16 protein-coding genes are annotated in these 26,297 nt (G+C 39.5%); 11 read left to right on the top strand and 5 right to left on the bottom strand.

What is annotated here, in order from left to right; all coding sequences use genetic code 11:
* Positions 1-18: 18 nt before the first annotated feature.
* The 3 genes from ACUXV0_RS14050 to ACUXV0_RS14040 form a co-directional block, all read right to left on the bottom strand.
* On the bottom strand, positions 19-1,188 hold the full coding sequence (locus ACUXV0_RS14050) for an OmpA family protein (protein WP_446190194.1): 1,170 nt from the start codon (positions 1,186-1,188) through the stop codon (positions 19-21).
* 22 nt (positions 1,189-1,210) lie between these two features.
* Positions 1,211-4,342 carry a PAS domain S-box protein gene (locus tag ACUXV0_RS14045; protein ID WP_446190193.1) on the bottom strand — a complete coding sequence of 1,044 codons (3,132 nt, stop codon included), beginning with the start codon at positions 4,340-4,342 and terminating at the stop codon, positions 1,211-1,213.
* A gap of 88 nt (positions 4,343-4,430) precedes the next feature.
* Positions 4,431-5,276 carry a cupin-like domain-containing protein gene (locus tag ACUXV0_RS14040; RefSeq protein WP_446190192.1) on the bottom strand — a complete coding sequence of 282 codons (846 nt, stop codon included), beginning with the start codon at positions 5,274-5,276 and terminating at the stop codon, positions 4,431-4,433.
* Positions 5,277-5,451: 175 nt separating this feature from the next.
* On the opposite strand from ACUXV0_RS14040, the gene ACUXV0_RS14035 reads away from it, so the two are divergent.
* From ACUXV0_RS14035 to ACUXV0_RS14005, 7 genes are all read left to right on the top strand, one after another.
* Positions 5,452-6,033, top strand: coding sequence for a DUF4230 domain-containing protein (locus ACUXV0_RS14035; RefSeq protein ID WP_446190191.1), 582 nt, complete (start codon positions 5,452-5,454; stop codon positions 6,031-6,033).
* 151 nt (positions 6,034-6,184) lie between these two features.
* Entirely contained in the window at positions 6,185-9,499 is a 3,315-nt protein-coding gene (secA, locus tag ACUXV0_RS14030; RefSeq protein ID WP_446190190.1) for a preprotein translocase subunit SecA, read from the top strand.
* A 5-nt stretch (positions 9,500-9,504) separates the two neighbouring features.
* Positions 9,505-10,299: an SDR family oxidoreductase gene (locus ACUXV0_RS14025; RefSeq protein ID WP_446190189.1), complete on the top strand. Its 795-nt coding sequence runs from the start codon at positions 9,505-9,507 to the stop codon at positions 10,297-10,299.
* Positions 10,300-10,477: 178 nt separating this feature from the next.
* Positions 10,478-13,681, top strand: coding sequence for a SusC/RagA family TonB-linked outer membrane protein (locus ACUXV0_RS14020; RefSeq protein ID WP_446190188.1), 3,204 nt, complete (start codon positions 10,478-10,480; stop codon positions 13,679-13,681).
* A gap of 21 nt (positions 13,682-13,702) precedes the next feature.
* Positions 13,703-15,133: a SusD/RagB family nutrient-binding outer membrane lipoprotein gene (locus ACUXV0_RS14015; RefSeq protein WP_446190187.1), complete on the top strand. Its 1,431-nt coding sequence runs from the start codon at positions 13,703-13,705 to the stop codon at positions 15,131-15,133.
* A 109-nt stretch (positions 15,134-15,242) separates the two neighbouring features.
* Complete coding sequence (locus ACUXV0_RS14010; RefSeq protein WP_446190186.1) at positions 15,243-16,499, top strand: metallophosphoesterase; 1,257 nt, start codon at positions 15,243-15,245, stop codon at positions 16,497-16,499.
* Between the two features lies 1 nt (position 16,500).
* Complete coding sequence (locus tag ACUXV0_RS14005) at positions 16,501-17,823, top strand: MATE family efflux transporter (RefSeq protein WP_446190185.1); 1,323 nt, start codon at positions 16,501-16,503, stop codon at positions 17,821-17,823.
* 40 nt (positions 17,824-17,863) lie between these two features.
* On the opposite strand, the gene ACUXV0_RS14000 is transcribed toward ACUXV0_RS14005, so the two are convergent.
* Together ACUXV0_RS14000 and ACUXV0_RS13995 are read right to left on the bottom strand one after the other, a co-directional pair.
* Positions 17,864-18,397 (bottom strand): YceI family protein, encoded by a 534-nt coding sequence (locus ACUXV0_RS14000; RefSeq protein ID WP_446190184.1) that lies wholly within the window; start codon positions 18,395-18,397, stop codon positions 17,864-17,866.
* A gap of 81 nt (positions 18,398-18,478) precedes the next feature.
* Complete coding sequence (locus tag ACUXV0_RS13995; protein WP_446190183.1) at positions 18,479-19,276, bottom strand: M48 family metalloprotease; 798 nt, start codon at positions 19,274-19,276, stop codon at positions 18,479-18,481.
* A gap of 260 nt (positions 19,277-19,536) precedes the next feature.
* Here ACUXV0_RS13995 and ACUXV0_RS13990 point away from each other — a divergent pair, with 260 nt between their 5' ends.
* The 4 genes from ACUXV0_RS13990 (at position 19,537) to ACUXV0_RS13975 (ending at position 26,296) form a co-directional block, all read left to right on the top strand.
* Complete coding sequence (locus tag ACUXV0_RS13990; RefSeq protein WP_446190182.1) at positions 19,537-20,523, top strand: ribonucleotide-diphosphate reductase subunit beta; 987 nt, start codon at positions 19,537-19,539, stop codon at positions 20,521-20,523.
* Between the two features lie 178 nt (positions 20,524-20,701).
* Entirely contained in the window at positions 20,702-21,328 is a 627-nt protein-coding gene (locus ACUXV0_RS13985; RefSeq protein WP_446190181.1) for an RNA polymerase sigma factor, read from the top strand.
* Positions 21,329-21,380: 52 nt separating this feature from the next.
* Positions 21,381-22,565, top strand: coding sequence for a FecR family protein (locus ACUXV0_RS13980; RefSeq protein ID WP_446190180.1), 1,185 nt, complete (start codon positions 21,381-21,383; stop codon positions 22,563-22,565).
* 239 nt (positions 22,566-22,804) lie between these two features.
* Entirely contained in the window at positions 22,805-26,296 is a 3,492-nt protein-coding gene (locus tag ACUXV0_RS13975) for a TonB-dependent receptor (protein WP_446190179.1), read from the top strand.
* Position 26,297 lies beyond the last annotated feature (1 nt).

Genomic DNA, 26,297 nt, shown 5'->3' with positions numbered 1-26,297 from the left:
GCTTTAGTCTCCCGTTTTTTATTTGAGAACACTGAGTTCTACTCTTCTATTCTGCTCCTGAATAATAGAAATAGGCTTCCGGGGACCAAATCCTTGGACAGTGATTCGTTTCTCCTCTATTCCCAAAGACACTAGATAATTTTTACAAGCCTCAGCTCTCTCTTCAGAGAGTCGCATATTCTCTCTTCTTGAACCTTCTTTTGATGTATGTCCCGCCAATAAAACCTCCACATCAGGATAATCCAGCATAAAGGCATAAACCTCGTGCAAGGCTTCTTTTGAAGGCTCAGTTAAATCCGATTTAGACTGTTCAAACTTGATTGCCTCCAATATCAATGTTTCACCAGGTTCAATATTGTCTTCACCGATAACATACTCTTCTTCAATTCCCTGAGGAGCATATTCTTGTCTAAATGGTAACGTCTGTGCCAGACTGACAAAAAAAGCGTTTGAGGTATGGCTTATCTGAGTAGTACCTATGAGTTGGCTTTCCCGATAAAAGTCAATTGTCTCTTTATATAACCGTTTAGGACTAATATTTAAGCCAAACTCTAATCTACCGGGTCCATTAAATAGCTCAATGTTTTGACCTAAACCGAGCATGATATTATAGTTCTGAGGATTTTCTTTGGTATAGTTGAAGTCCAAACCAGTACCCGATGTATTTACAAAAGGAGAGCTACTCCCGCTTTGCCTTAGAGCTTTCCGGTCACTATTTTTAAATATGGTCGGCTGAAGGCCTCCACCCAGCGTGAAGTATAAATTATAAAATTGAGCCCTGAAACCTAGTCCATAATTCATGTAGGTAAATGTATCATAAAAGCCCCCTACTAGGTTGCCTTTAAACTCATATTCCAAACTAGACTGATACGCCGTCAGTAAATTTACTCTCTCAATTCTGGTGAAAAGCTCAAACCTATCCAGTAATTGATACTCAAGGTCCAAGCTTATTTTATTGGTGGTGTTAAAACTAAAAACCGACTGGCCGTTTGCACCTATAGCTCTTCCGAAGTTGTAAAACTTCCAAAGATACGCCATCCTTTCACTACCATTTTGAACAGTTTGAATACCAGGTGAACGCATTCCTAAACCAAAATGCGGGCTGAGACTGAACCTTGAAGTGGTTAATTGAGAAATAGTGTCAGAGGCAACACATATGAATAACAAAGTCACCAGAAGATTTTTCAACCTATTTCTCCTATTTGTCATTTTATAGTGGGAAATGAATCATAACCTTGGTACCAGCATCTTCAGCCCCTGGGTTTAGATCTTCTATTTTGAAATCTAATTGCGTTCTGTTCAAAACATTATAAATATCTAACCTCTCTTTGGTGATCTTTAAACCTTGAGAAACATATCCCTTATTCACCTTGCTTCGAATACTGTTTGACTTCTCTCTACCCACGCCATCATCTTGCACTGTACAGCAGAGCTTACCTCTATCTAACATAAAGTGTACCTTGAGAAAGCCCTTGTTTTCTTTATAACGCAGACCATGATTTATGGCGTTTTCCACGAAAGGTTGCAGCATCATTCCCGGAATCTCAATCATCATATCGACATCAGATTCCACTTCTATTTTGTAGTCGAATTTGTCCTCAAAACGCATTCGTTCCATCTCAATATAAAGCTTCAAGAGCCTTACCTCTTCACGTAAGCTCACTTTCATATTCCTTGAAGAATCAAGAAATGAACGAATCAAACTCGCGAATTTGCTCATATAGTCATTCGTGGCAATGATATCATTCTTTAAAATGAAACTTTGAATTGAGTTCAAAGCATTGAATATAAAGTGGGGGTTCATCTGCATCTGCAGCGTACGTAGCTCCAGATCGGCTCTGGCCTTTTCGGCCTTCACCACACGTTGGTTAATCTTATTGAGTTTTTCTTCAGCTTCTACTTTTTCTGTTCTATCCAGACCAATACCCAGAAGTAGGTACGGATTCCCCTCATGATCAAAAGCCGTTTTCACTAAATTCTCAACCCACTTCACATCCCCCTCCTTACCTTTGATTCTCACGGTTGCGTTAACGGGCCTTCCAGATGTCCAGTCTGGTTTATAGTAAGGTACAACCCATGAGTCCTCTTCATGGACTATGCTTTCCCAGATATAATTATCCTCCTCCCATTCCTCAAATGAGAACCCGTAAAGATTCTCAAAAGACTTACTGACGAAAAGCGGCTTAAACTCAGGAAGTTTTAAGGCCCAAACAGCCTCATCAAGAGAATCAAGAATATCTCTAACGCTCTTCTCACTTTTCATCAGCTCGTTTTCAGCCATTTTCCTGTAAGTGATGTCCACGTTTGAGCCAAGAATCATTGAAGAACCATCCAGCTCGTTGGTCACCAATTTGACTTGTACAGAAAGCCATTTCTCTTCCCCCCCGCTATCTATCATCCTGAATTCACCTTTGGCGAATCCTTTTGTTTGTATCTCCTGATTTATCCATTCTTCAATATGCTTATCATCAGGGTGGAGAGCCATTGCCCAAATTCTGTAATCTTCATACCAGACTTCTACAGGGTATCCATAGATATCTTCAAATGAATTAGAGATAAACATCGGCTTAAAGTCTGGATATGACAGAGCCCATACAATTTCGTCAAGCGAGTTTAAGATATTACTTAACATCTCTTCACTAGCTCTTATCCTCTGCTCCGATCTGATACTCTCCGTTACATCACGAAGAATTATCATCATTCTCCAAACGCTTCCTGACTCATCATAGAAATAATGAATGATACTGTCTTGCCAGATATACCCTCCAGACTTAAGCAAAGAACGATGCCTTAGATGAATAACATTTTCTTTCTCCAGCCTTCCGGAGAGTAGGGTCTCCTTAATATCGGCTCTGTCATCCGGGTGTATCACCGCCATGTGTTCCTTCAGGGTCATCTCTTTAATTTCCTGAAAGCTGTAACCCAGGATTCTTTCACAGGCGGGAGAATAATAAACCATTTCCTTATCCTCCACGATGATTATACCGTCAGTAGAGTTTTCAGTAATAAACCTGAAACGCTCCTCCATTACCTGAAGCTGGTTTTCAGAGTTGACATCATCTGTCATGTCTCTGACAATAATGACACTTCTCCAGACCCAACCGTCCTCGTTATAGAAGTAGTTAATGATAAGTTTATGCCAGATGTACTTGCCATCCTTATGCTTAAACCTGTAGATTAATTCTACTACCGGCTCTAGTCTCTTTACAGCCGGCCACAATTGTTTCCTGATTTCGTCCCTATCTTCAGGGTGGATTAGCTGGTAAAGATCACCCATAAAAATCTCCTCCATCTCGGCCTGAGTATAACCGATAAGCTTTTCTAATGAGGGTGAATAGTAGGTTATTTTATCATTTTCAGAAATGAAAATGCCATCAGTCGTATGTTCAGCTATAAAACGATACTTCTCTTCATTCTTAACCAGCTGATCATATATTTTATTTCTCTCTGTAACGTCTACACCTATACCAAGAACACCTTTTGATCCATCAGAAAAATTTATGGGAAGTTTAGACCCTAAAAGGCTATGTAATTCACCGGTAGTTTTGTTCTCTTGAGTAACCTCAATCCCCAGAATAGGCTGAGAATCATCAATTATTTTTAAGTCCTCTTCTCTGCATCCTGAACCTCGCCCAACTAACCCCAGCTCTTCATCTGTTTTACCAATTACTTCTACCTCAGAAATCGCACCTATAAACTCTTGTTCCTTTTTATTCGAAATCAATCGTCTAGACTGCTCATCTTTTAGATAAACTACAGCCGGAATATTATCCAAAACCTGCCGAAGAAGGTCCTTTTCATGCTCAATTTTACTCTGTAGTTCTAATTGATAATACTGACCAATGATCATACAAAGAGTATTGGCTACCATTCTTGTAAAGCTAACCTCTTCATTGGTCCATTCACGTTTACTACCGGTATGCTCACAGCACAATACTCCGGTAAATTGACCTGCCAGACGTAAAGGTAAATCGAGCAGAGCCCCTATTTTATTGGGAATGAGATAAGACTCTTTGAAATCACTTAAAACCAAGTCTGTCAAAGCATCTTCTACCTCAATAGAAAGGAAACCAGACTCTATAGCCTCAAAGTATCTTGGTGCCTCTGTTTTAAGAATAAATCCACCTTTGGAATGTGTATCATTAGAGGAAGAATAAAGCTTCTTGAGCTCAATAGCTTCCGTAGTATAATACCAAACGCTCACGCGTTCAATATTCAGAGCCTCGGCCACGGCCTTGGTAAAATACTCAAATACCTCCTCGTAAGAGTTATATTTTTCCAGGTTGATATTAGCAAATTCCCCAAGAATTTTATCAAGGGAACTTAAGGAGGTATTCTTCAAAAAAGATTCAGTTTTGCATCAGCAATTTACTAATTCTTTTTCAATGAAAAGAGCTCAGCATCACGCATTAAACTAGTTCAGAGTGAGTCTAAACTAAATCGATTGCACGTTCGGCAGCCTTGGTTTCTTTCCAGTCTTTCCACTTGGCCCCAAGCATCTTGGTCATGCCCCTATCTACCAATTGATGACGCACCAAATTGTATCCACCTTTCACAAAAGTAAAGATAGAGTCATTTGCTCTAAGGGCTAAACTATAACCTCCATCTACATACCTGATATGATGCCACCATAATGATGGAATAAAGGCAGTTTCACCGTGCCCAAAAGTGGCCTCATAACCTGTTAGATTCTGAGCAGCCGGGAATTTATCAAAATCAGGGTTTTCCGGATCAAAATGACTCATCACCGTGTATGGGTGGTGATATAGCTTTTTACTCTGCTCCGGCCCAAAAAGAATTATTTTTTTACGCGTTTGAAACTGTGTCAAAAAGACATTTGAACAGTCCATATCATAATGAAGATTTGTTATGGAATCTTTACCTCCAAAAAACATAAACTTATAGCTCTTGATGAATCCATCCATAATCGTAGGATATTGAATATCATTCGCCAGTTCAGGTACTTTTTTAAAGATATCGAACAGGAAGATTCTAAGATCTATCGGCTCATTGCTTTCTACCAGATCCAGGTAATCACCAAACTTCATCGTTTTAGCGATTTTGAAATATTTATCAGGATCATGATAATGTTTGTCTATCAAAGGAACATCTATTTGACCATGTGTTTTCCTTAGCCATTCAAATGTCCACTTATCTCTTGCTGGCCAGTCCTTTATAAGATCTGTAAAAATTACAGGTTTCTTTGGTTTCAAATAGCTTTCTATAAATTCTTCCCTGCTAAGGTTAGTTCTTCTATCTATCGGTTTTAATTCCATAGCTTCACCGTTTGCGTGTTAAACTATAACTTGTGTTTTATCGTTCTTTTTAAAAGCTTAATACGTAAAATTTAGTTTACATATTGCCTTATTTTATTTTGCAATTATCTAATAATCACGAAGCAAAATAAGTGGATTTTAAGTTTACTCAGATTACCCAAAGAAAATTTTTTATATGACTAAAATCATAAATAGAATTTTAATCATCATTGTCATCTGTATGGGCTCGTTTTTCGCCTTTTCTTATGTCAAAGGTATGTTAAAAAATCCTTTTGGTGTAAAGACCATCGAAACCACCCATTCCCTCATTCTGGAGAAAACAAAAACTCTGGGAAACCTGGAGCTGGTTAGCTATTACTATAAGGACATATTAGACCAGAAAATCACCAGAGATTACCTACCTGACCCTCGTGCACTTCTCATTGTATACGGTGAGGCTACCGGATGCGTTAATCTTACTAAAATTCAGGATAATAACATTGAGGTCACTAATGAGTATGTGTTCATAAAGTTACCAAAACCCTTTTTATGTCAATATAAGATTGACCATTCAAAGTCAACCATTTATGATACGCAATACGCCTTCATGAATGAAGCCTTATTGCTAGAAGAAGCCTATAAATCTGCCGAATTGAAGTTAAAAGAAACCGCCATACAGTCTGGTATTCTAAAGCAGACAGAAGATAATGCCCGAAACATGCTCATTCCTATTTTTGAAAACATAAGTGGAAAGAAAGTCAGTCTGGAGTTTGAGTAAATCAAGCAAATCCTGCCGTAAATCAGGCTTACAAATCAAAAAGGTAGCCATTTTGACCGTTTTTCAATTAGAGCATCATTGTTGTACTCAGAAAGGAGTAAATAAGTAAATTTGCATTCGCAAAAGATTGAAAAGAACTAGATTCAAATAAATGTTAGACTTTATAACCAAAGGAATTTCGAAGGTTTTCGGAACAAAGTCAGATAGAGATATCAAAGAATTGACTCCATTTGTAAACGCTACAAATGAAGAGTTTGAGAAATTACAGACTTTATCAAACGACGAATTCAGAGCTAAAACCACTGAACTTAAAGAATACATCAAAAGCTCTTTACAATCTATCACTGCCCAGATTGAGGAATTAAAGGAGAGAGCAGAGTCAGACGAGTCACTGTCTATCGATGATAAAGAAGCCATCTTCAAACAAATAGATGAGTTAACTGAGCAAGAGGACGAAGAGCTTGAAGGTGTTTTGATTGAAATACTTCCGAAGGCCTTCGGTATTGTAAAAGAAACCGCCAGGAGATTTAAAGACAATGACTCTTTGACAGTTACTGCTTCTCACCTTGACCGTGAGCTGGCCATGAAGAAAGGGCATATCACTATTGACGGAGATAAAGCCATCTGGAACAGTGAGTGGGAAGCGGCAGGCAACCTTATTAAGTGGGACATGCTTCATTATGATGTTCAGATCATTGGTGGTGCAGCACTGCACAAAGGGAAAATTGCCGAAATGCAAACAGGTGAAGGTAAAACACTTGTGGCTACTTTCCCAGCATTCTTAAATGCCATTGCTGGCAAAGGAGTACACTTGGTGACGGTGAATGACTACCTGGCAAGACGTGACTCAGAGTGGATGGCACCAATATTTGAGTTCCATGGTCTTACTTGTGACTGTATTGATAAATATCCGGCAAACTCAGAAGCCAGACGTGCCGCATATAACGCAGACATCTGTTATGGAACCAATAATGAATATGGTTTCGACTACCTGCGAGATAACATGGTAACTAACCCGAAAGAGTTGGTTCAAAGAAAACACCACTTCGCCATGATAGATGAGGTGGATTCTGTGTTAATTGATGACGCTCGTACACCACTGATTATTAGTGGACCTATGGCCAAAAAGGGAGATGAAGCCCTTTATAACTCGCTAAAGCCTAGAATAGCTCAGATCGTTGAGGTTCAGAAAAACATGACCAACAATTATCTGAACGAAGCCAAAAAGCTCATTAAGGCAGGTGACACTAAAGATGGTGGACTTTCACTATTCAGAGCATACAGAGGTATGCCAAAGGCAAAACCACTGATCAAATACCTCTCAGAAACGGGCATCAAAAAGACTTTATTAGAAACAGAGGCCATTTATATTGCAGAAAACAATAAGCTCATGCCTCAGGCAGATGAGCCTTTGTACTATACTATTGATGAGAAAAACAACTCCATTGAGTTAACAGATAAAGGTATTGACTTCCTTACAGGGCAAGATGAAGATCAAAACTTCTTTGTGATGCCGGACCTTTCCATTGATATGGATCAGATAGAAAAATCTACGGAACTATCTGAGCAGGACAAAATCCTAAAGAAAGACGAGCTTATCAGAGACTACGCTACTAAAGCTGAGCGTATTCATGCCGTCAATCAACTTCTGAAATCTTACTGTCTGTTTGAAAAAGACGTTGATTATGTGATCATCGATGGTAAAGTAAAGATTGTAGATGAACAGACCGGCCGTGTAATGGATGGCAGAAGATGGTCTGATGGTCTGCACCAGGCTGTAGAGGCTAAGGAGAATGTGAAGATTGAGGACTCAACTCAAACCTACGCTACTATTACGCTTCAGAATTACTTCAGAATGTACCATAAACTAGCAGGTATGACGGGTACTGCCGAAACCGAAGCTGGTGAATTCTGGAAAATCTACAAATTAGACGTAATGTCTATTCCTACCAACCGACCGGTGGTTCGTGAAGACCTAGAAGATAAAGTTTACAAAACAGTTCGTGAGAAATACAATGCAGTAGCCGAAGAGGTGAATGTATTGACACAGGCCGGCAGACCTGTTCTGGTTGGTACTACTTCTGTAGAAAACTCGGAGATCATCAGTAAGATGTTGAGCATCCGAAAAATTCAACACCAAGTACTAAACGCCAAACAACACGCTCGTGAGGCTGATATCGTGGCCGAAGCCGGAAAGCCAGGAGCCGTAACTATTGCCACCAACATGGCTGGTAGAGGTACTGATATTAAACTTACACCTGAAAGTAAGCAAGCTGGTGGCTTAGCCATTATAGGTACTGAGCGTCATGAATCAAGACGTGTAGACAGACAGCTAAGAGGTAGAGCTGGTAGACAAGGAGACCCGGGTTCTTCTCAATTCTTTGTGAGTTTGGAGGATAGCCTTATGCGATTATTCTTCTCTGACCGTACGGCCAAAATAATGGATAGATTGGGCATGGAAGAAGGTGAAGTAATTCAGCACTCCATGATTACCAACTCTATCGAGAGAGCTCAAAGAAAAGTTGAAGAAAACAACTTCGGCATGCGTAAGCGACTCATCGAATATGATGATGTGATGAATGTGCAGCGTGATACCATATATAAGAGACGTAAAAATGCCCTTTATGGAGACCGCCTTAGCCTGGACATTGCTAACGTTTTATATGATACTTGCCATTCTGTTTTGGCTAATGCTGGAAATAATTATGACGAGTTTGAGCTACGCTCAATGCAAAACTTAGGTTTTAAACCAGAAATTAGCCCGGAAGAATTTGCCAAAGGTGGAGCCCATTTAGAGTCAAAATTCTATGATTTGGCTCAAGCCCATTATGATCAAAAGAACAAGGCTCTTGTTGAGAAAACCATCCCGGTTCTGAACAAAGTTCTTGCTGACAGAAATGCCCTTAAAAACGAGCCATTCATGGCCGTGGTTGGTGATGGCACCAAGAACATTGGTGTTTTCTGCGATATGCAAAAGACAGTTGATTCAAACGGCAAAGACCTTATCAAAGAAATGGAGAAATCGATATCACTAGGAGTTATTGACCAGCAATGGAAAGAACACCTTCGAGATATGGATGACCTGAAGCAATCTGTACAGAATGCATCTTACGAACAGAAAGATCCATTATTGATCTACAAGTTTGAAGCGGTGGAATTATTCCAGAATTTCCTAACTAAAGTAAATGCCGAAATGGTTTCTTTCTTAATGAAAGCAGGAATTGTGGAAATGCGTTTCCAGCAGGTAGCCCCACCAAAAGATGACAAGCCTAAACTTTCTACCAATAGAAAAGAAGGTGACTCGGAAGGCGGCTCTGCCCCGGTTACACCTGCTAAATCACAAAAGGTTGCAAATAGAAACCAGCGTGTCAGCGTACAATATAGAGATGGCTCTGTAAAACGAGATGTCAAATACAAGCATGTAGAAGAAGATGTGGCTAGCGGTAATGCAGTTTTAGTAGACTAGAAAATATGTCAAATACCAAAAAAGTTATTTGGATAACGGGGGCCTCTTCAGGAATTGGAGAGGCCACTGCATATCAATTCGCCTCTAAAGGCTACAGATTGGTACTTTCAGCCAGAAGAGAAAGTGAGCTTAACCGCGTAAAAGCAAACACTGGTTTAAACCCTGAAGAAGTTCTGGTCCTTCCAATGGATATGGAAGACATGGATAGTTTTGCGTCCAAGACAAACCAGGTTCTTCAGCATTTCGGTCAAATCGACATCCTATATAATAACGCAGGTATTTCTCAAAGAAGCTTCGTCCTTGATACAGACCTCAGTGTATATGAAAGAATCATTAAGCTGGACCTTTTAAGTGTAATTGCACTTACCAAAGCAGTTCTGCCACATATGATTTCTAGAAAAACAGGTAACATAGCTGTGACCAGTAGTGTTGCCGGCAAAGTAGCTACACCGGGCAGGTCTGGTTATGCGGCCGCAAAATTTGGACTCCATGGATTTTTTGATGCTCTCAGGGCTGAGGTATATTCAAGTAATATAGGGGTAAGCGTAATTTGCCCGGGCTACATAAATACTGACATTTCTAAGAATGCCCTATCTTCAGATGGCTCCAAATATGGCAAAATGGACAATAATCAGCTTCAAGGGATGAGTGTGGAGAAATGTGCACAAAAAATATACACTGCAATCACAAGAAATAAAGCTGAAGTTTACATTGGAGGTAAGGAAATTTTAGGCGTATATCTTAAACGTTTTTTACCTTCCCTACTTAACAAAATAATTCTAAAGCAGGCACCCAAATAGCAAGCTATTATTTTGCGGCATACTTAGTCAGTATGCATACATACTCTTTCCTTTTTCCTACATATCATTGCACTATTCTAAGATCAATAGAACATTTTTGAGATTTCAACACCGACTTATTTAACATTTTTTAAATTCGAATCTTCTAAACAATTAAAAACCTTTAAAAACAAACTGTATGAAGAATTTTCTACTAACCTTCAGCATGGTATTGTTAGGCCTTGTCGGCTACTCACAATCTGTGCAGGTAACAGGAAAAGTAACATCAGCAGATGACGGACTTAGTCTGCCAGGTGTTTCAATCGCAATTCAAGGTACAACTCAAGGTACCTCAACGGACGCTGAAGGTGCTTACGCCTTAAACGCATCTAAGGGTGATGTGCTTGTTTTCTCATTTGTGGGTATGCAAACTCAGAGTGTGGAAGTTGGCAATCAATCTGTGATCAATGTATCGATGCTTTCTGACGCTAGCCAACTTTCTGAAGTTGTGGTAACAGCCCTTGGTGTTTCTAGAGAAGCAAAAAGCCTTGGTTATGCTGTGACGAACATCGGCGGAGATGACGTTAGTCAGGCAAAAGAAACAAACATTGTTAACGCACTATCTGGTAGAATCGCAGGTGTGCAGATCCAGGGTGCTCCTTCATCTCTAGGTGGTTCATCAAGAATTACCATTAGAGGTTCGAACTCATTCCTAGGTAACAACCAACCATTATTCGTTGTTGATGGTATTCCAATCAGTAACAACAGTTTAACTAGCTCAGGACAGCAACGTGGTTTTGGTGGTGCTGTGGCTTATGACTATGGTAACGCTGCTCAGGATATTGACCCTGAAAGTATCGCAAACGTAACTGTATTGAAAGGTGCTGCTGCAACTGCTCTTTACGGTCAAAGAGGTGCAAACGGTGTAATCCAGATTACTACTAAAAATGGTGGTAAAGGAAAAGGTATTGGTGTAGAGGTTTCTAACCAAATGAACTATGACCAAGTAAGAAACTTAATTCCTCACCAACAACAATATGGTGGTGGTGATATCGCTAGTACTCCTTCTGGATTCTACGAATTCACTCAGGATGGCACTCAATACTTGGCTCCGGCTTACGGTAAAGATGGTGCTTGGGGTCCAGCGTACGACGCTAGCAAACTTGTAAGACACTGGGATTCTTGGGATCCTAACGCATCTAACTACAAAGAGACAAGACCATGGACAGCTCCTTCTGTTCCTTACGATAACTACTTCCAAACTGGTGTTACTCGTACTACAAACCTTGCTCTAACAGGTGCTAATGATAAAGGTAACTTCAGATTAGGTTACACAAACCTTGACGGTACTGGTACAATGCCTAATGGTTTCTTAGATCGTAACACTTTCACTGTGAAAAGTGGTTACAACCTTTCTCCGAAACTTACAGTAGAAATGAACGGTAGCTACATTCAAACGAATGGTAAAGGCCGTAACATTACAGGTTACAACAACGGTAACCCTATGCAAGCGTTCACTCAGTGGTGGCAAACTCAACTTGACGTAGATAGATTAAGAAACTCAACAATGGTTGATGGTTCTCAATATACTTGGAACTCTAAAGGTCTTGTACTAGATGGTAATAACAACCTTCTAAGATACGACCCAACTCCAAACTACTTCGATAACCCTTTCTGGGCTAGAGAAAACTACTTACAGGAAGATACTAGAAAAAGATTACTAGGTGGTGCTAACATCAATTATAATATCGGTGGTGGTTTCAGTGCTTCAGCTAGAATTGGTACTGACTTCTACAACACATTCGATATAGCTGGTATTCCTGATGAGTCTGTTGAGACTTCTCTTTACCAAGAGCGTAACATTAGCTTCGGTGAAACAAACATGGAAGCAAGAATTACCTACGACAAGCAAATCAATGATAAGTTCTCTGTATTAGCATTTGTTGGTGGTAACAGAATGAGACAATCTAACAGATCTACGACTATCTCTACTAACGGTGGTCTACTTCTTGATGGTTTCTATAACTTATCAAACAGTTCAGCTGCTCCTATCATTACTACATATGAAAGTAACTGGGGTATCAATAGTGTGTTCGGTTCTGCTTCATTCGGATATGATGATTGGTTATATGTAGACCTTACAGCTCGTAACGACTGGTCTTCAACACTTCCTGCCGGAGCTAACAGTTACTTCTACCCTGCTGTAACGGCAAGTGCTGTTCTTTCTGACCTATTAGGTTTGAACTACAACAAAGTATCTTTCTTGAAAGTTAGAGCTTCATATGCAAACGCTGGTAACGATGCTGACACTTACCGTCTAGCTGACGTATTCTCTCCGCAAACTCCAAACTTTGCCGGACTACCACGTTATGCAGTGCCTAACTCTCAAAACAATCCAAACTTGAAGCCTGAGTTTACTACAGAGGTTGAATTTGGTTTGGAAGCGAAATTCCTAAGCAATAGATTAGGTATTGACGTTGCATACTTTGACAGATCAACTGTTGATCAAATCTTCAACGTACCTTCTTCTTCTGCCACTGGTTATACTTCAAGATTATTGAACGCCGGTGAAATGAGAAACTCTGGTCTTGAATTGACATTGAGTGCTACTCCTGTTGAAACTAAGGACTTTAGCTGGGACTTAGGATTCAACTTCACGAAACTTAATAACGAAGTTGTTTCTCTTGCAGATGGTGTAGAAAGTATCAACTTGGGAGCTACTTGGGCTGCTGACCTTCGTGTTCAACAAGGTGTTAAGTACATGGCTCTATTTGGTCAGGATTATGTATATGATGACAACGGTAACAGAGTTGTTGGTGAAAACGGTGCTTACTTATTCACTTCTGATAGAGTTTATTTAGGTTCTGCTCTTGCAGACTACGTTGGTGGCTTTAACACAAGCTTTGCTTACAAAAACCTAAGACTAAGCGGTCTATTTGATTACCAATTTGGTGGTATCATGCACTCTACTTCACTCCAGTGGTCTAAGTACTCTGGTATGCACCCTGAAACTGTAGAATACCAAGGTCAAACTGGTATCCGTGAAAATGGAATGGTATTAGAAGGTGTTAAAGAAGACGGTACTCCTAACGATATCGCTATCGATCCTCAGTACTACTACCAAGTTTACTGGAACAGAGCTGCTCCTAACGTATTCAGCACTGACTTCGTGAAACTAAGAGAATTGAGACTTGCATATACAGTACCTAACAAGGTTCTTAAGAATGCATTCATCAGAGACCTTACGTTTAGCGTATTAGGTAGAAACCTTGCTCTATTACACTCTAAAGTTCCTTACCTAGATCCTCAAGTGATCACTGGTACTGGTAACAGACAAGGTCTTGAGAACGCACAAGTTCCTCCAACTCGTTCTCTTGGATTTAACGTTTCATTCAAACTTTAATCAACTAACAGAAACTTAATAATGAAATCAATATTTAAAAATAAGTGGCTATTGTCTGCGGCTCTGGTTTCTGCAACCATGGTTGGTTGTGATGACTTAACAGAGATCAACATTGACCCGAACAGCCCAACTTCAGTTCCAGCTTCAAACCTGGTAACTCAAGGTGAATATGCTTTGTACAATACAGTTCACGGCCGTGGTCTTAACGGTGAGTGGGGTCTTTTAATGACTCAACAGTGGTCTCAAAATGAGTACGCTGAAGATTCAAGATACGTAGCAACGTCATCATCTTTTGACGGTACTTGGAGTTCATTCTACACTGGTGTGTTAAATGAATTGAAAACAGCTCAGAGACTTATCGAAGCTGATGAGAACGTACCTGGTCCGATTAAAACGAATCAGCTAGCTATTTTGGATATCATCATTTCTGACGCGTTCCATACGATGACAGATATGTGGGGTGATATTCCTTACACTGAAGCGATAAGCACAGATTTCCCGAATCCTTCTTATGATTCTCAAAGTGCTATTTATGCTGACTTACTAGCTACAGTAGACGCTGCAGTATCTAGCCTGAACGCAAGTTCTTCTTCTTTCTCTAGTGGCGATATCATCTATAACGGTGATGTAACTTCTTGGAAGAAAGCTGGTGCTTCTCTTCTAATGAGAATGGCAATGAGAGTTGCTGATGTTGACAACGGTCTAGCTGCACAGTACGTGCAAAAAGCTGCTGGTTACGGTGTAATCACTGATAATAGTGAAAACGCAATATTCTCTTTTGACGGATCAGATCCAACCCTATCTAATCCATTATGGATTGATATGGCTATCAATAACAGAGATGACTTTGCAGTTTCTGATGTATTAGTTGATAACCTTGAAGGTGATCCTAGACTAGCTGTATATGCTAAAGTTAACGCTGAAGGTATTATCAGAGGTCTTCCTTATGGTCTAACTGATGCTGAAGCTTTCGCTCTTAAGAGTGTAACTTCAAGACCATCTGACCTGGTAAGATCTCCGGATGCTCCTCACGTAATTATTGATGCTGCTGAAGTTTACTTCTTAACTGCTGAGGCAATTGAAAGAGGTTACCTTTCAGGTGATGCTGCTGCTGCTTACGCTGCTGGTATCGAAGCTTCAATGAACTACTGGGGTATCACTGACGGTATCGCTGACTACGTAGCTGCACATCCTTACGATTCTGCTAACTGGAAAGAGTCTCTAGGTATGCAGAAGTGGATTGCGTTCTACGCAAACGGTGTTCAAGGATGGGCTGAATGGAGAAGATTAGATTATCCTGTATTAGCTGTTCCAGCTGCTGCAGCTAATCCAACAATCCCTACAAGACTTCCTTACCCAATCTCTGAGGATACCAACAATGGTAGCCAATTAGACGCAGTAACTACTAACATCAACGACATCAGCTCTAAGCTGTGGTGGGATGTTAACTAAGATAAAGATTTAAGTCTTACAAAAAAGAGCGACCAATTGGTCGCTCTTTTTGTTTTGAATTGAACATAAAACACAAAACAAAGGTTAATAAGGACATAAAATAGTACACATGGGTCGTAGCCTGTTCATCACCCTTTTTTTAGGACTTTTTGTATTAGCAGATGTATACATATATGCCGCCATTCGTCAATTAACAAAAGCTTGGTCCGCATCAGCTCAAAGAACGACAGCAATTATTTACTGGGCCGTACCTATAGTCTGTATCCTAATTTTTGTACTTACCTTTTTTGTACTAAACGATAGGCTTCCGTTTAAGCTCCGCAATTTCCTTGCATCGTTCATATTTATCATATATCTCTCAAAGCTCCTTACTGCAGCCTTATTAATAGTTGGTGATATCATCAAGTACGTAAAAGCCGGCTATCATTATTTGCTTTCTAAAATTGATAGTACTCCAGAAACTACAGTAGATAATAGTTCAAAAATTACACGTTCAGAGTTCATCACTAAAACAGCTCTAACACTGGGAGCAGCCCACATCGGAGCCATGAGTTATGGCATTATTTCCGGAGCTCATGATTATAGAATTAGAAGAGTACCTTTAAAACTAAATAATCTCCCTCAAAAATTTCATGGATTGAAACTCGCTCAAATATCTGATATCCACAGTGGTAGTTTTTTTAATAAAACAGCTGTTTCTGGAGGTATTGATATGCTGTTAGGAGAAAAACCAGATTTAGTTTTTTTTACAGGCGACTTGGTCAACAATAAAGCAGAAGAACTAAGCGATTATTTTGACGTATTTAAAAGAATACAGGCTCCTCTCGGAGTATATTCAACCTTGGGAAACCATGATTACGGAGACTACACTAGTTGGTCATCACCTCAAGAAAAGCAACTCAATCTTGAGACCTTAAAAGAGGGTCATAAGTTAATGGGATGGAATCTCATGATGGATGAACACAAAAGACTTAAAGTAGAAGGTGAAGAAATCGGTATCGTAGGAATTCAGAATTGGGGACAAGGTTTTCATCAATATGGAGATTTGAAAAAAGCTTTGACAAACACCGATGACCTTCCGGTTAAACTATTACTTTCTCATGATCCTTCACATTGGAGAGCACAGGTTCTAGGCCAATCTCAAGTAGATGTTTCATTTGCCGGACATACCCATGGAATGCAATATGGTGTAGAAGTTGGGCCTATTAAATGGAGTCCGGTGCAATGGCGATATAAAGAATGGGCAGGCCTATATCAAGAAGGCAATCAGCAACTATACGTCAACAGAGGATATGGCTATCTAGGCTATCCTGGAAGACTCGGTATACTTCCTGAGATTACGATCTTCGAACTCCAAAAAGTCTAGGATGTCAAAAATTGGTCTGTTACGATACCGATTGGAAGCATTTAAAACTCTCCAATTGGCAATCCCAATTGTATCTGCTCAACTAGGCGTGGTTCTAATGGGAGTATCGGATAATATAATGATAGGGAGAATGCTGGGACCGGAGCCTCTCGCGGCATCAGGTCTAGCTCATTCAGTTAGCTTTCTATTTTCATCAATAGCGGTAGGCGGTCTATCAGTTATTAGTCCTATCATTGCTAAATACCATGCGTTAAAAGATGATTATAATTTAGAAAGAACCTACCTATCCGGAATAAAAACGACACATTGGTTAGTACTTCTCTTTCTTTTCGTGACTGCCATTTTATATTTCAATTTTCAAGTTTTACAACAAACGGAAGTTATAACATCTCTGGCAACACCATTTTATCTTATAATCAGCATCGCCAAAGTTCCCTTATTCTATTTCTTGACACATAAACAAGTACTTGATGGACTCAGTAAGCCTAAGGTCTCCATGTATATTACTTTTGCGGCATTGCTGCTAAATATTATCCTCAATTCTATCCTTATAAAAGTAATTGGACTTAATGGTGCCGCTTATTCTACATTAGGCGTTCGCGTTGCCATGCTTCTTATAGTTCTGGTTTATTTTAACCAAAGACAATTATGGAATAAGGTCAAAACAGAGATGAGTAATCTTACTCAGGAAACTTTAAAATTATTCAAGCTATGTATTCCGGGAGGTCTCCAGTTTTTCTTTGAAATAGGTGCATTTTCTGCTGCTCTTATTATGATGGGCTGGTTAGGAGAAACTGCCATGGCCGCTCATCAAATTGCCATAAATATTGCAGCAACTACATATATGATGGCCACCGGAATAGCATATGCAGGAAGCATTAGGGTTGGAGATGCCCTAGGACTTGAAAACTTTCAAAGAATTAGACTTTCAGCAAATACGGCTTACATCCTTGTATTCATATTTATGAGCATTACCATGCTCGCCATTCTTCTATTTAAGAAAACCCTCATTGGTTTTTATATTGATGATCCTTCAGTTATAGAGATTGCATCTGGTCTACTGGTCATTGCAGCAGTATTTCAGCTTTCAGATGGAATACAAGCTGTGGCCTTAGGAAATTTAAGGGGAATCTCAGACGTTAAAATACCAGCCATAATAACATTTATAGCTTACTGGGTAATTTCATTACCATTAGGTTATCTTTTAACCTTTACATTTGAAATAGGGCCAAAAGGAATTTGGTACGGTTTGCTAAGTGGACTTACTATAGCAGCTATCTTTTTAACAATTCGATTTTATGGTATACAGAAAATCCGTTGGTAGATCAGAGCCACCAACGGATGTTTATCAAACCCTTAACCATTTATTTCACGCTCTTTGTCATCTGGATATTCAGAATCAGTTTGACCTCATCACTCACTACTACTCCACCTGCCTCGGTTACGCCATTCCAAGTGAGTCCAAACTCCTTTCTATTGATTTTACCAGTCAGATCAAAACCCATTTTTTCGTTTCCATAGAAATCGGTCATTTGACCTCCGTATTCTACATCCAAAACTACAGGTTTGGTAATATCTCTAATCGTTAAATCACCACTCAGTTTATATTCATTGTCTGACCCTGATTTTTTTAATTCTTTTGACTTAAATGCCAATTGAGGAAATTCCTCTGCATTGAAAAAGTCATTTGATTTTAAATGATTATCTCGATCTTCATTACCCGTGCTGATAGAGTTTATTTGAGCCGTAAACTCAACATTCGCTTTTTCAAGATCATCGCCCTCTACATCAAGAGAAGCATCAAAATCTTTAAAATCACCTGTTACCGTAGAGATCATTAGGTGTTTTACTTTAAACTGCACATCAGAGTGCAAGGCATCTACTTTCCAATTTGACATTTTAATTGTATTTACATTGTATGTTGTTACATATGTCTAACTAAAAAGAAAGACTACTAGTTCAGTAGTCTTTAAAAAAATTTAGTTCCTATAATTTGAGATGTGTTCTCTGATCTTTGAAATTCTATTTGCCGGGCTAGGATGAGAGCTCATAAATTCATCTCTATTCATATCACCCCCACTAGCCTCTGCAAGAATTTCCATAACCTCAATCATGGCTTCAGGTTCATAACCTGATTTCATTAGATACAGAACTCCAAACTCATCACTTTCCAATTCATCATCTCTGCCGAACTTCATCATTTTAATTTGAGCCACGTAATTAGCCACCTGAGAAGTACCGTAACTCCCACTGGCCGCCGTAGCAGCACCAGCCAAGCCTTGGAAAAACTCTCCTTTAGCCATTTGCTGGGCTGAATGCCTATGCACAACATGCCCAATTTCATGTCCCAATACCCCGGCTAACTGATCTTCATTTTGAAGACGGCTTAGTAAACCAGCCGTAATAAAAATCTGTCCGCCGGGAAGGGCAAAAGCGTTTACTGTTTGACCATCTCTTAAAACATGAAAATCAAATTGATAGGGATTGGAAACACCCTGAGCAGCCAAATCACTATTGAAGTTTCTAACAAGCTTATTACCCACACCCTTTATTTGATTCTGTAATTTATTATCAGGGTAAAGACCACCATATTCCTGAGCCATTTGAGGGGCAGATTGTAATCCCATGGCCACTTCCTGTTCTGGGCTCATGCCTACTTGCTGCTTTTCACCGGTCACAGGATTTACCTGCGTTTTCCCGTAATAACTTATCAAGGCTATACCGGCCATTACAAGACCGAGTATAATTCTCATTTTTAAACCGGAAGATCGTCTCATTGTTTATGGGGCTTAGTTTTTGGGGTTCTTGTTCAGTGTTTACAAAAATATCAATATTTAATGAGATTTTTTATTTCTCATCAAATGGTGTTAAACAGTCTTCTACATAAGTTTTGACACAAATAATTTAAACTCTTAAAAAATAGTCATGTCTTTCAAGCTTGTAGTAAACTGAAATATGCCATAACTTTGAAATAACTGAAAGCCATGCCAAAAAGTAAAAAGCATAACCGAATCTAGAACCTTGTAAACTTCAAAAAATGACTGATATAGAACTAAGACAAACAGAACCGTTGCTGATTGATGATCCGAGCAGATTTGTCATATTTCCTATTAAACATCACGATATCTGGCAATTTTATAAAAATTCCGAAGCATGCTTCTGGACTGCTGAAGAGCTAGATCTGGCTCAGGACCTAACAGACTGGGAGCAGCTAAATGACGGTGAAAGACATTTCATTTCACACGTCTTGGCCTTCTTTGCTGCCTCTGATGGTATTGTAAATGAAAACCTTGCGGTAGACTTTATTTCTGGTGTACAATATGCCGAAGCAAAATGTTTTTATGGCTTCCAGATTGCTATTGAAAATATACATGCGGAGGTTTACTCTCTATTGATAGATACGTATATCAAAGACTCCGAAGAGAGAGATAAACTACTCAATGCCGTAGAGCATATTCCGTGCGTGCAAAAGAAAGCAGATTGGGCCATGCGTTGGATAGAAAATGGCAACTTCATTGAAAGACTAATCGCATTTGCAGCCGTAGAAGGTATTTTCTTCTCAGGCTCTTTCTGTTCAATTTTCTGGCTTAAAAAGAGAGGTTTAATGCCTGGTCTTTCCTTCTCAAATGAATTGATTTCAAGAGATGAAGGAATGCACAGAGATTTCGCATGTTTACTGTACACAGACCATATTCAAAATAAACTTCCTGAAGAAGATATCTACAAAATCATTCAGGATGCAGTAGAGATTGAAAAAGAATTTGTTACCGATGCATTACCAGTATCATTGATAGGTATGAATTCAGATCTCATGTGTCAGTATATTGAATTTGTGGCAGATCACTTACTTGAACAGTTAAATCTTAAGAAGGTTTATAACGCCGCCAATCCATTTGATTTCATGGAACTGATCTCACTTCAGGGCAAAACAAACTTCTTTGAAAAAAGAGTGGGTGATTATCAAAAAGCCGGTGTTACTTCTTCAAAAGAAGACAATACATTCAGTCTTGACGAAGACTTTTAGGACTGATATAAATCTATTAGAAAGGGGCGGTATATACCGTCCCTTTTTTGTACCCCATTAATCTAAAATTTACAGGAGAACTTCTAAGTCAATTTGGGAATAAGTCAAATTTCCATATGTTTAGTCCTATATTTACGGCTAAATAACTACTCCTGAGTAGATAGAGGCAGAAGAACAGGTGGGTAAAGAATTCAAAAACATTAATCCAAATGAAACTGGTTTACTTAAAAAAGTAGCCCAAGGGAACAGAACTGCCTATACTGAACTGTATTCAAACTACCTTGATCTTGCATACAGAACCATCTACCTTTTTACCAAATCGGAGTCGGATGCCGAAGAACTGGTTCAGGAGCTTTTTATCAAAATCTGGCTTAAACGAGAACAACTGATAAAAGTTGAATCCTTTAAAGCATACCTATACTCTGCCAGTCGTAATCTTGTCATCGATTATTACAGAAAACAAAAATCATTTGTTGAAATCAACAAGATTGAAAATGAGCTTTTGGCATCTCCTGATCAAGAAAATGAGTTGGTCTATCAGGAAGCCACTGTTTTTGTAGAAGAGGCGATGAGTAGATTGCCACAAAAAAGAAAACTTATCTTTCAGATGAGTGCTTTCCAGGGAATGTCACTTGATGAAATTGCTGAGAAGATGGGCATCTCTAAAAATGTGGTTAAAAAACAATTATATACAGCTCGTAAAAGCATTAAAGACCACTTAACTGAGATTGGAGGACTAAGCTACTTCGACACATTATTTGTGATCGTTAGTCTTTCAGTATGGTATTCATCAACTTTTTCTTAAAATTTTTCTATTCTGAGGGGTCTCTTTATTTTTTTGCTACGTCATGTAGTCAATGAACCCTATTGAATACAAGAAATTCCTTCAGGAATACCAACGTGGCCAGTACACCAATGAAGCTCACGACCAATTCCTAAAGTACTTTAAATCATGCTCTGATTTAGAAAAAGAAGAAATCCTCTTCTACTATAATTCATTGCCTATTCAGGAAAGCAATAAGAGCTTTGATCAGCTGATCAATAAAATAGAAGCTAAGCTTGATTTAATAGAATTAGAGACTCAAACCCATACCAGACGTTTTACTATCCAAAGAAACTGGGTAGCAGCAGCCGCAGTTCTTTTGGTAGGAGTATTTGGCTATTTCTTTATTCAAAATACAACTCTAGATGGGTTTGAATTTATCTCAAGCAAAAAAGATATACCAATAGAAGCCACTACCACTTTACAGCTAGCTGATGGCAGCCAGTATAAACTGACTAATGAAGGAATAGCCTCCTTAAATATGGAAAAGGGGATTTCTTTGAGCCAAAATGAAAGTGGTATCTATCAACTTGTTGGCAATCAAAATCAGGAACTAACCTTTCAAACACCAAGATCTAAAGAGCTACAAATAATTCTTCCTGATGGATCATTGGTCAAGCTCAATGCTGAATCTCAGCTTCATTTTCCTTCACAATTTGACCAAAACAAACGTATTGTAGAACTTGAAGGAGAGGCATATTTTGAAGTCGCTAAGCTTGTCAGAAATAAAAAAAGAGTACCATTCTTAGTTCACTCAAACACCCAAATTATTGAGGTACTCGGAACACACTTCAATGTTTCTTCTTATGCCGGAGAGCAACTCACCAAAACCACCCTTTTAGAAGGAAAGGTAGCAGTGAGATCAGCCAGTAAGTCGCCAGAAGAAAGCATAATTCTCTCTCCCGGCCAGCAGTCTGTGTTAAACAGAGCTTCTGAAGAAATAAGTATACGGAATATCAATATTGAAAAAGAAGTGTCGTGGAAAGACGGATACTTCAATTTTGAAGATACCGAACTCATTGAAATAATGCGTCAGCTATCACGCTGGTACGATTTCGAAACTATCTATGTCAATAATGCCAGCAATGAGCGTTTCACCGGTGAAATCCCTAAATCAATGCCTCTTAAAACTGTAATCAAGCTTTTGGAGGAAGGTGGCGATGTTTCATTTGAGATAGAAGAGAAACAGATAAGAGTTAGATCATTACAAGGTGTTTAAATCACTTTGAACCATCTTAACTAAGCACATAACATGTAAAGATAAATTGAAAATACTTTGAGGTAAGACTCATCCTAAAACCAGACGAAACTGCCTTATGAACCTACCTAACAGAAATAATACATTTTTACCTAAAACTGCGTATGCATTTACAATTACCATTTCAGGATGCCGCATTAAAACAGAGGCATCAGACTTTGAACTATTTTGTTCGGTCCAACTCTAAACTTATGAAAGTTATGAAACTGACCAGCTTATTGCTTTTCGTAACACTCATGCAAGTAAGTGCCGGTGGCTTCTCTCAGAAAGTCAGCCTGCATTTTGAGAACAGCGATTACCCGGAGGTTTTCAGAGAAATCAGAAAACAAACAGGGTATAATTTCCTTTACAGCTCACGCATTTTTGATAAAGGCGAGAAGGTAACTTACAGTGCCAATGATGTGGAGCTTACTAAAGCACTAAACACCATTTTTGAAGGGCAACCTATCGCCTATTCATTCATTGATGGCACCATTGTTTTGAAGAAGAGAAAGTCTCGTAAATCAAAAGAATTGGAAGCATTGAGCTCATCAAAAAGTTATGTACCAATAGGAGGCTTTACGAATAAGGTCAATTTTGAGTCTGTAGACTCACCGGAATATAAGGTAGCTCCAATGGCTACAGTAACCGGTACTGTAACGGATGAAACTGGACAGGGCCTACCGGGAGTAAGTGTTCTCATCAAAGGAACTCAGAAAGGAACCAGCACTGATGTAGATGGCAAGTATACTCTTCAGGTAGATAACCAGAGTGCAGTATTGACCTTCTCGTTTGTTGGCTATTTAGTTCAGGAAGTTCTGGTAGGAAATCAGACGGTTATCAATGTAAGCATGGAGCCAGATAACCAGACTTTGGAAGAAGTAGTGGTAGTAGGTTATGGTGAAATGAGAAAAGCTGACCTTACCACCGCTCAAACCTCTGTATCTTCAGAAGAAATAGAAAAAACGATCAACACCACAATTGAACAAGCAATTCAAGGTAGAGCAGCGGGTGTTTATATCACTCAAAACTCCGGACAGCCTGGCGGTGGAATCTCTGTAAATATCAGAGGGGTAAACTCTATCAATGGTACCAATGAACCACTTTACGTTATTGATGGTGTACAAATTCCGGGTCAATCTGCAGACTATGGATCACAAAGCTCTTCTAACCCACTTGCTGGTCTTAACCCGTCAGATATCGAGTCAATTGAAGTACTTCAGGGACCATCAGCTACAGCCATATATGGATCAAGAGCGACCAATGGTGTTCTACTGATCACTACAAAAAGAGGTAAAGAAGGTGATGCAAAAATTGCATACGGTTTCCAATACAGCTTGCAAACATCACCTAAAGAACTTCAGGTAATGAACCTGAACGAATATGCCACTATGGTCAACGAGTATAATGCCGTTACAGGTGGTGAAGTACCAGGTGAATTCCAAGATCCGGCCTTGCTGGGAGCAGGTACAGATTGGCAGCAAGAGCTATTTAGAAGTGCACCAATGAATAAGCACCAGCTAAGTCTGAGTGGTGGTACTGCTAAAAACACATATTATCTATCAGGTGAATACCTGGATCAGGATGGTGTGGCCATTGGCTCAGGTTTTAACAGATACGGTATCCGCTTGAACCTAGACAGCAAGCCAAGATCATGGTTTAACATTGGAGCCAACTTTAGCTTTAATCAAACCAACGAAAACCTGACAACTTCTCAGGAGAATATCATTTCAAATGCCCTTCAGCTTTCTCCTCAGATTCCTGTGAAGAATTTTGACGGCACTTGGGGTGGCGGTGATGATACCAATGGAGCTAACATCTTCGCTCCAGTGAATCCAATCGCCATTGCGACTTTGACGACCAATAATCTGGTAAGAAGACAACTTTTAGCTGGATTGACTTTCAAAGTACAGCTGGCAGAAGGTTTGACAGCGAGCAGTAATTTCAATACCAACCTCGGTTTTGGAAACTCTACTTACTACGTACCTACTTATAAAATAGGATGGGCGGAAAATGTAGACGCTAGATTGACTTCAGGCTCAAACCTGAATACATACTGGAACTGGAACCAGATGCTTCAGTATAACAAAGCCTTTGGCAAGCATAATATCAATGTGATGGCTACGCACGAGTCTCAGGCATCTACTTGGAAAAATCTTAGCTCATCTCGTTTAGGCTTCCTTACCAATGACATTCTTGACCTGAACGCAGGTGACGCCCTTACGGCTAGCAATAGTGGTGGCTCTGGTGTATGGGCCATGGAGTCATACTTGGGTAGAGCGGTTTATAACTTCAATGATCGTTATATCGTCATGGGTACAGTGAGAACAGATGGCTCGGCTAATTTTGGTGATAATAATAAGTGGGGTGTTTTCCCTTCGGTTTCAGCTGCATGGAGAATCTCGCAAGAGCCGTTCTTTAACAGTAATGTGATCAATGAACTAAAACTGAGATTAGAGACCGGCGTTACGGGTAATCAGGGAAGTGGAGGAATCTATGCTCCATTAACTACTGCTCCTACCCCAACAGGAACAGGATTCTTGCCAGGAAGATATGGTAACCCTAACTTACAATGGGAAGAAACCAAAACTGATAATATTGGTATCAATGTGGCGATGTTCAATAATCGAATTCAATTTGAATTAGACTATTACATCAAAAACACTGACAACCTTCTAATGGGGCAGCCATTACCTTGGTACATGGGTACTAATGGTACAGGTTCTGTAGGAGCACCTACGGTAAACATTGGTTCTCTTCAGAACAAAGGATTTGGCTTTACGCTGAATACAGTTAACATCAATAAGAATGGATTTAAGTGGAATAGCAACTTTAACATTTCTGCATTTAAGACCACCATCAGATCCTTCTACTCAGATAATGCTTTTGTAGATCGTACTTCTTGGTGGCTAAATGACTGGACTCAGCGTTCAGAAGTAGGTTCAGCACCTTGGTTATTCAGAGGGTATGTAGAAGAAGGCATATTCGGGTCTATCTCAGAAATAGAATCGAGTGCTTTACCAGTAGATAACAGTGGAGCTGAAAGAGCCATCTCTGAAGATCAGATTTGGGTAGGTGACGTAAAATGGAAAGATGTGAATGGTGATGGAGTTATCACTGAGCAAGATATCACAACCATCGGTAACCCTTGGCCTGAATTCTTTGCAGGTTTCACCAATACCTTCTCTTATAAAGGTTTTGACCTGAGTTTACTCTTTACCAGTACTTACGGGAACGACATCTATAACCAGATTGCTCGTATTAATAGCAACCCAAATCAGATTAATCTGAGTAGAAACTTGATGATTAATGCCATGAATTACGCAAGACCAATCACCAATGAAGACGGTGAGGTGGTACTTGAAAATCCTGGTACAAACGTCGCAAGAATTAATGTGACAGATGCCAATGGCAATTATACCAATCATACCAGCAAGTGGGTAGAAGATGGATCATTCCTGAGACTAAAAAATGTAACACTTGGCTATCAAATTCCGAGTAGCTTCCTTTCAAAGCAAAACGTGATCAAAGGAGCACGAGCGTCTATCAGTGGTCAAAATATCTGGACATTAACCGGATACAGCGGTTTTGATCCTGAAGTAGGTGCTTATGTAGGTCGTGATGTTTCTTCTCAAAACCAAGCTATTGGTCTTGATTATGGTAGATACCCTCTTACTCCTGTTTATTCATTCAGCTTAAACCTTGACTTTTAAG

The organism is Jiulongibacter sp. NS-SX5 (assembly GCF_052828545.1).
Note: the sequence above shows the minus strand (reverse complement) of the source record. Positions and strands in the feature narration are given on the sequence as shown.

What these genes read in the sequence shown, in the direction of transcription:
- secA (WP_446190190.1), top strand. Translation starts at nt 6,185, where the DNA reads ATGTTAGACTTTATAACCAAAGGAATTTCGAAGGTTTTCGGAACAAAG.
- ACUXV0_RS14005 (WP_446190185.1), top strand. Translation starts at nt 16,501, where the DNA reads ATGTCAAAAATTGGTCTGTTACGATACCGATTGGAAGCATTTAAAACT.
- ACUXV0_RS13975 (WP_446190179.1), top strand. Translation starts at nt 22,805, where the DNA reads ATGAAACTGACCAGCTTATTGCTTTTCGTAACACTCATGCAAGTAAGT.
- ACUXV0_RS14010 (WP_446190186.1), top strand. Translation starts at nt 15,243, where the DNA reads ATGGGTCGTAGCCTGTTCATCACCCTTTTTTTAGGACTTTTTGTATTA.
- ACUXV0_RS13990 (WP_446190182.1), top strand. Translation starts at nt 19,537, where the DNA reads ATGACTGATATAGAACTAAGACAAACAGAACCGTTGCTGATTGATGAT.
- ACUXV0_RS14000 (WP_446190184.1), bottom strand. Translation starts at nt 18,397, where the DNA reads ATGTCAAATTGGAAAGTAGATGCCTTGCACTCTGATGTGCAGTTTAAA.
- ACUXV0_RS14025 (WP_446190189.1), top strand. Translation starts at nt 9,505, where the DNA reads ATGTCAAATACCAAAAAAGTTATTTGGATAACGGGGGCCTCTTCAGGA.
- ACUXV0_RS14035 (WP_446190191.1), top strand. Translation starts at nt 5,452, where the DNA reads ATGACTAAAATCATAAATAGAATTTTAATCATCATTGTCATCTGTATG.
- ACUXV0_RS14040 (WP_446190192.1), bottom strand. Translation starts at nt 5,276, where the DNA reads ATGGAATTAAAACCGATAGATAGAAGAACTAACCTTAGCAGGGAAGAA.
- ACUXV0_RS14015 (WP_446190187.1), top strand. Translation starts at nt 13,703, where the DNA reads ATGAAATCAATATTTAAAAATAAGTGGCTATTGTCTGCGGCTCTGGTT.
- ACUXV0_RS13995 (WP_446190183.1), bottom strand. Translation starts at nt 19,276, where the DNA reads ATGAGACGATCTTCCGGTTTAAAAATGAGAATTATACTCGGTCTTGTA.
- ACUXV0_RS13980 (WP_446190180.1), top strand. Translation starts at nt 21,381, where the DNA reads ATGAACCCTATTGAATACAAGAAATTCCTTCAGGAATACCAACGTGGC.
- ACUXV0_RS14020 (WP_446190188.1), top strand. Translation starts at nt 10,478, where the DNA reads ATGAAGAATTTTCTACTAACCTTCAGCATGGTATTGTTAGGCCTTGTC.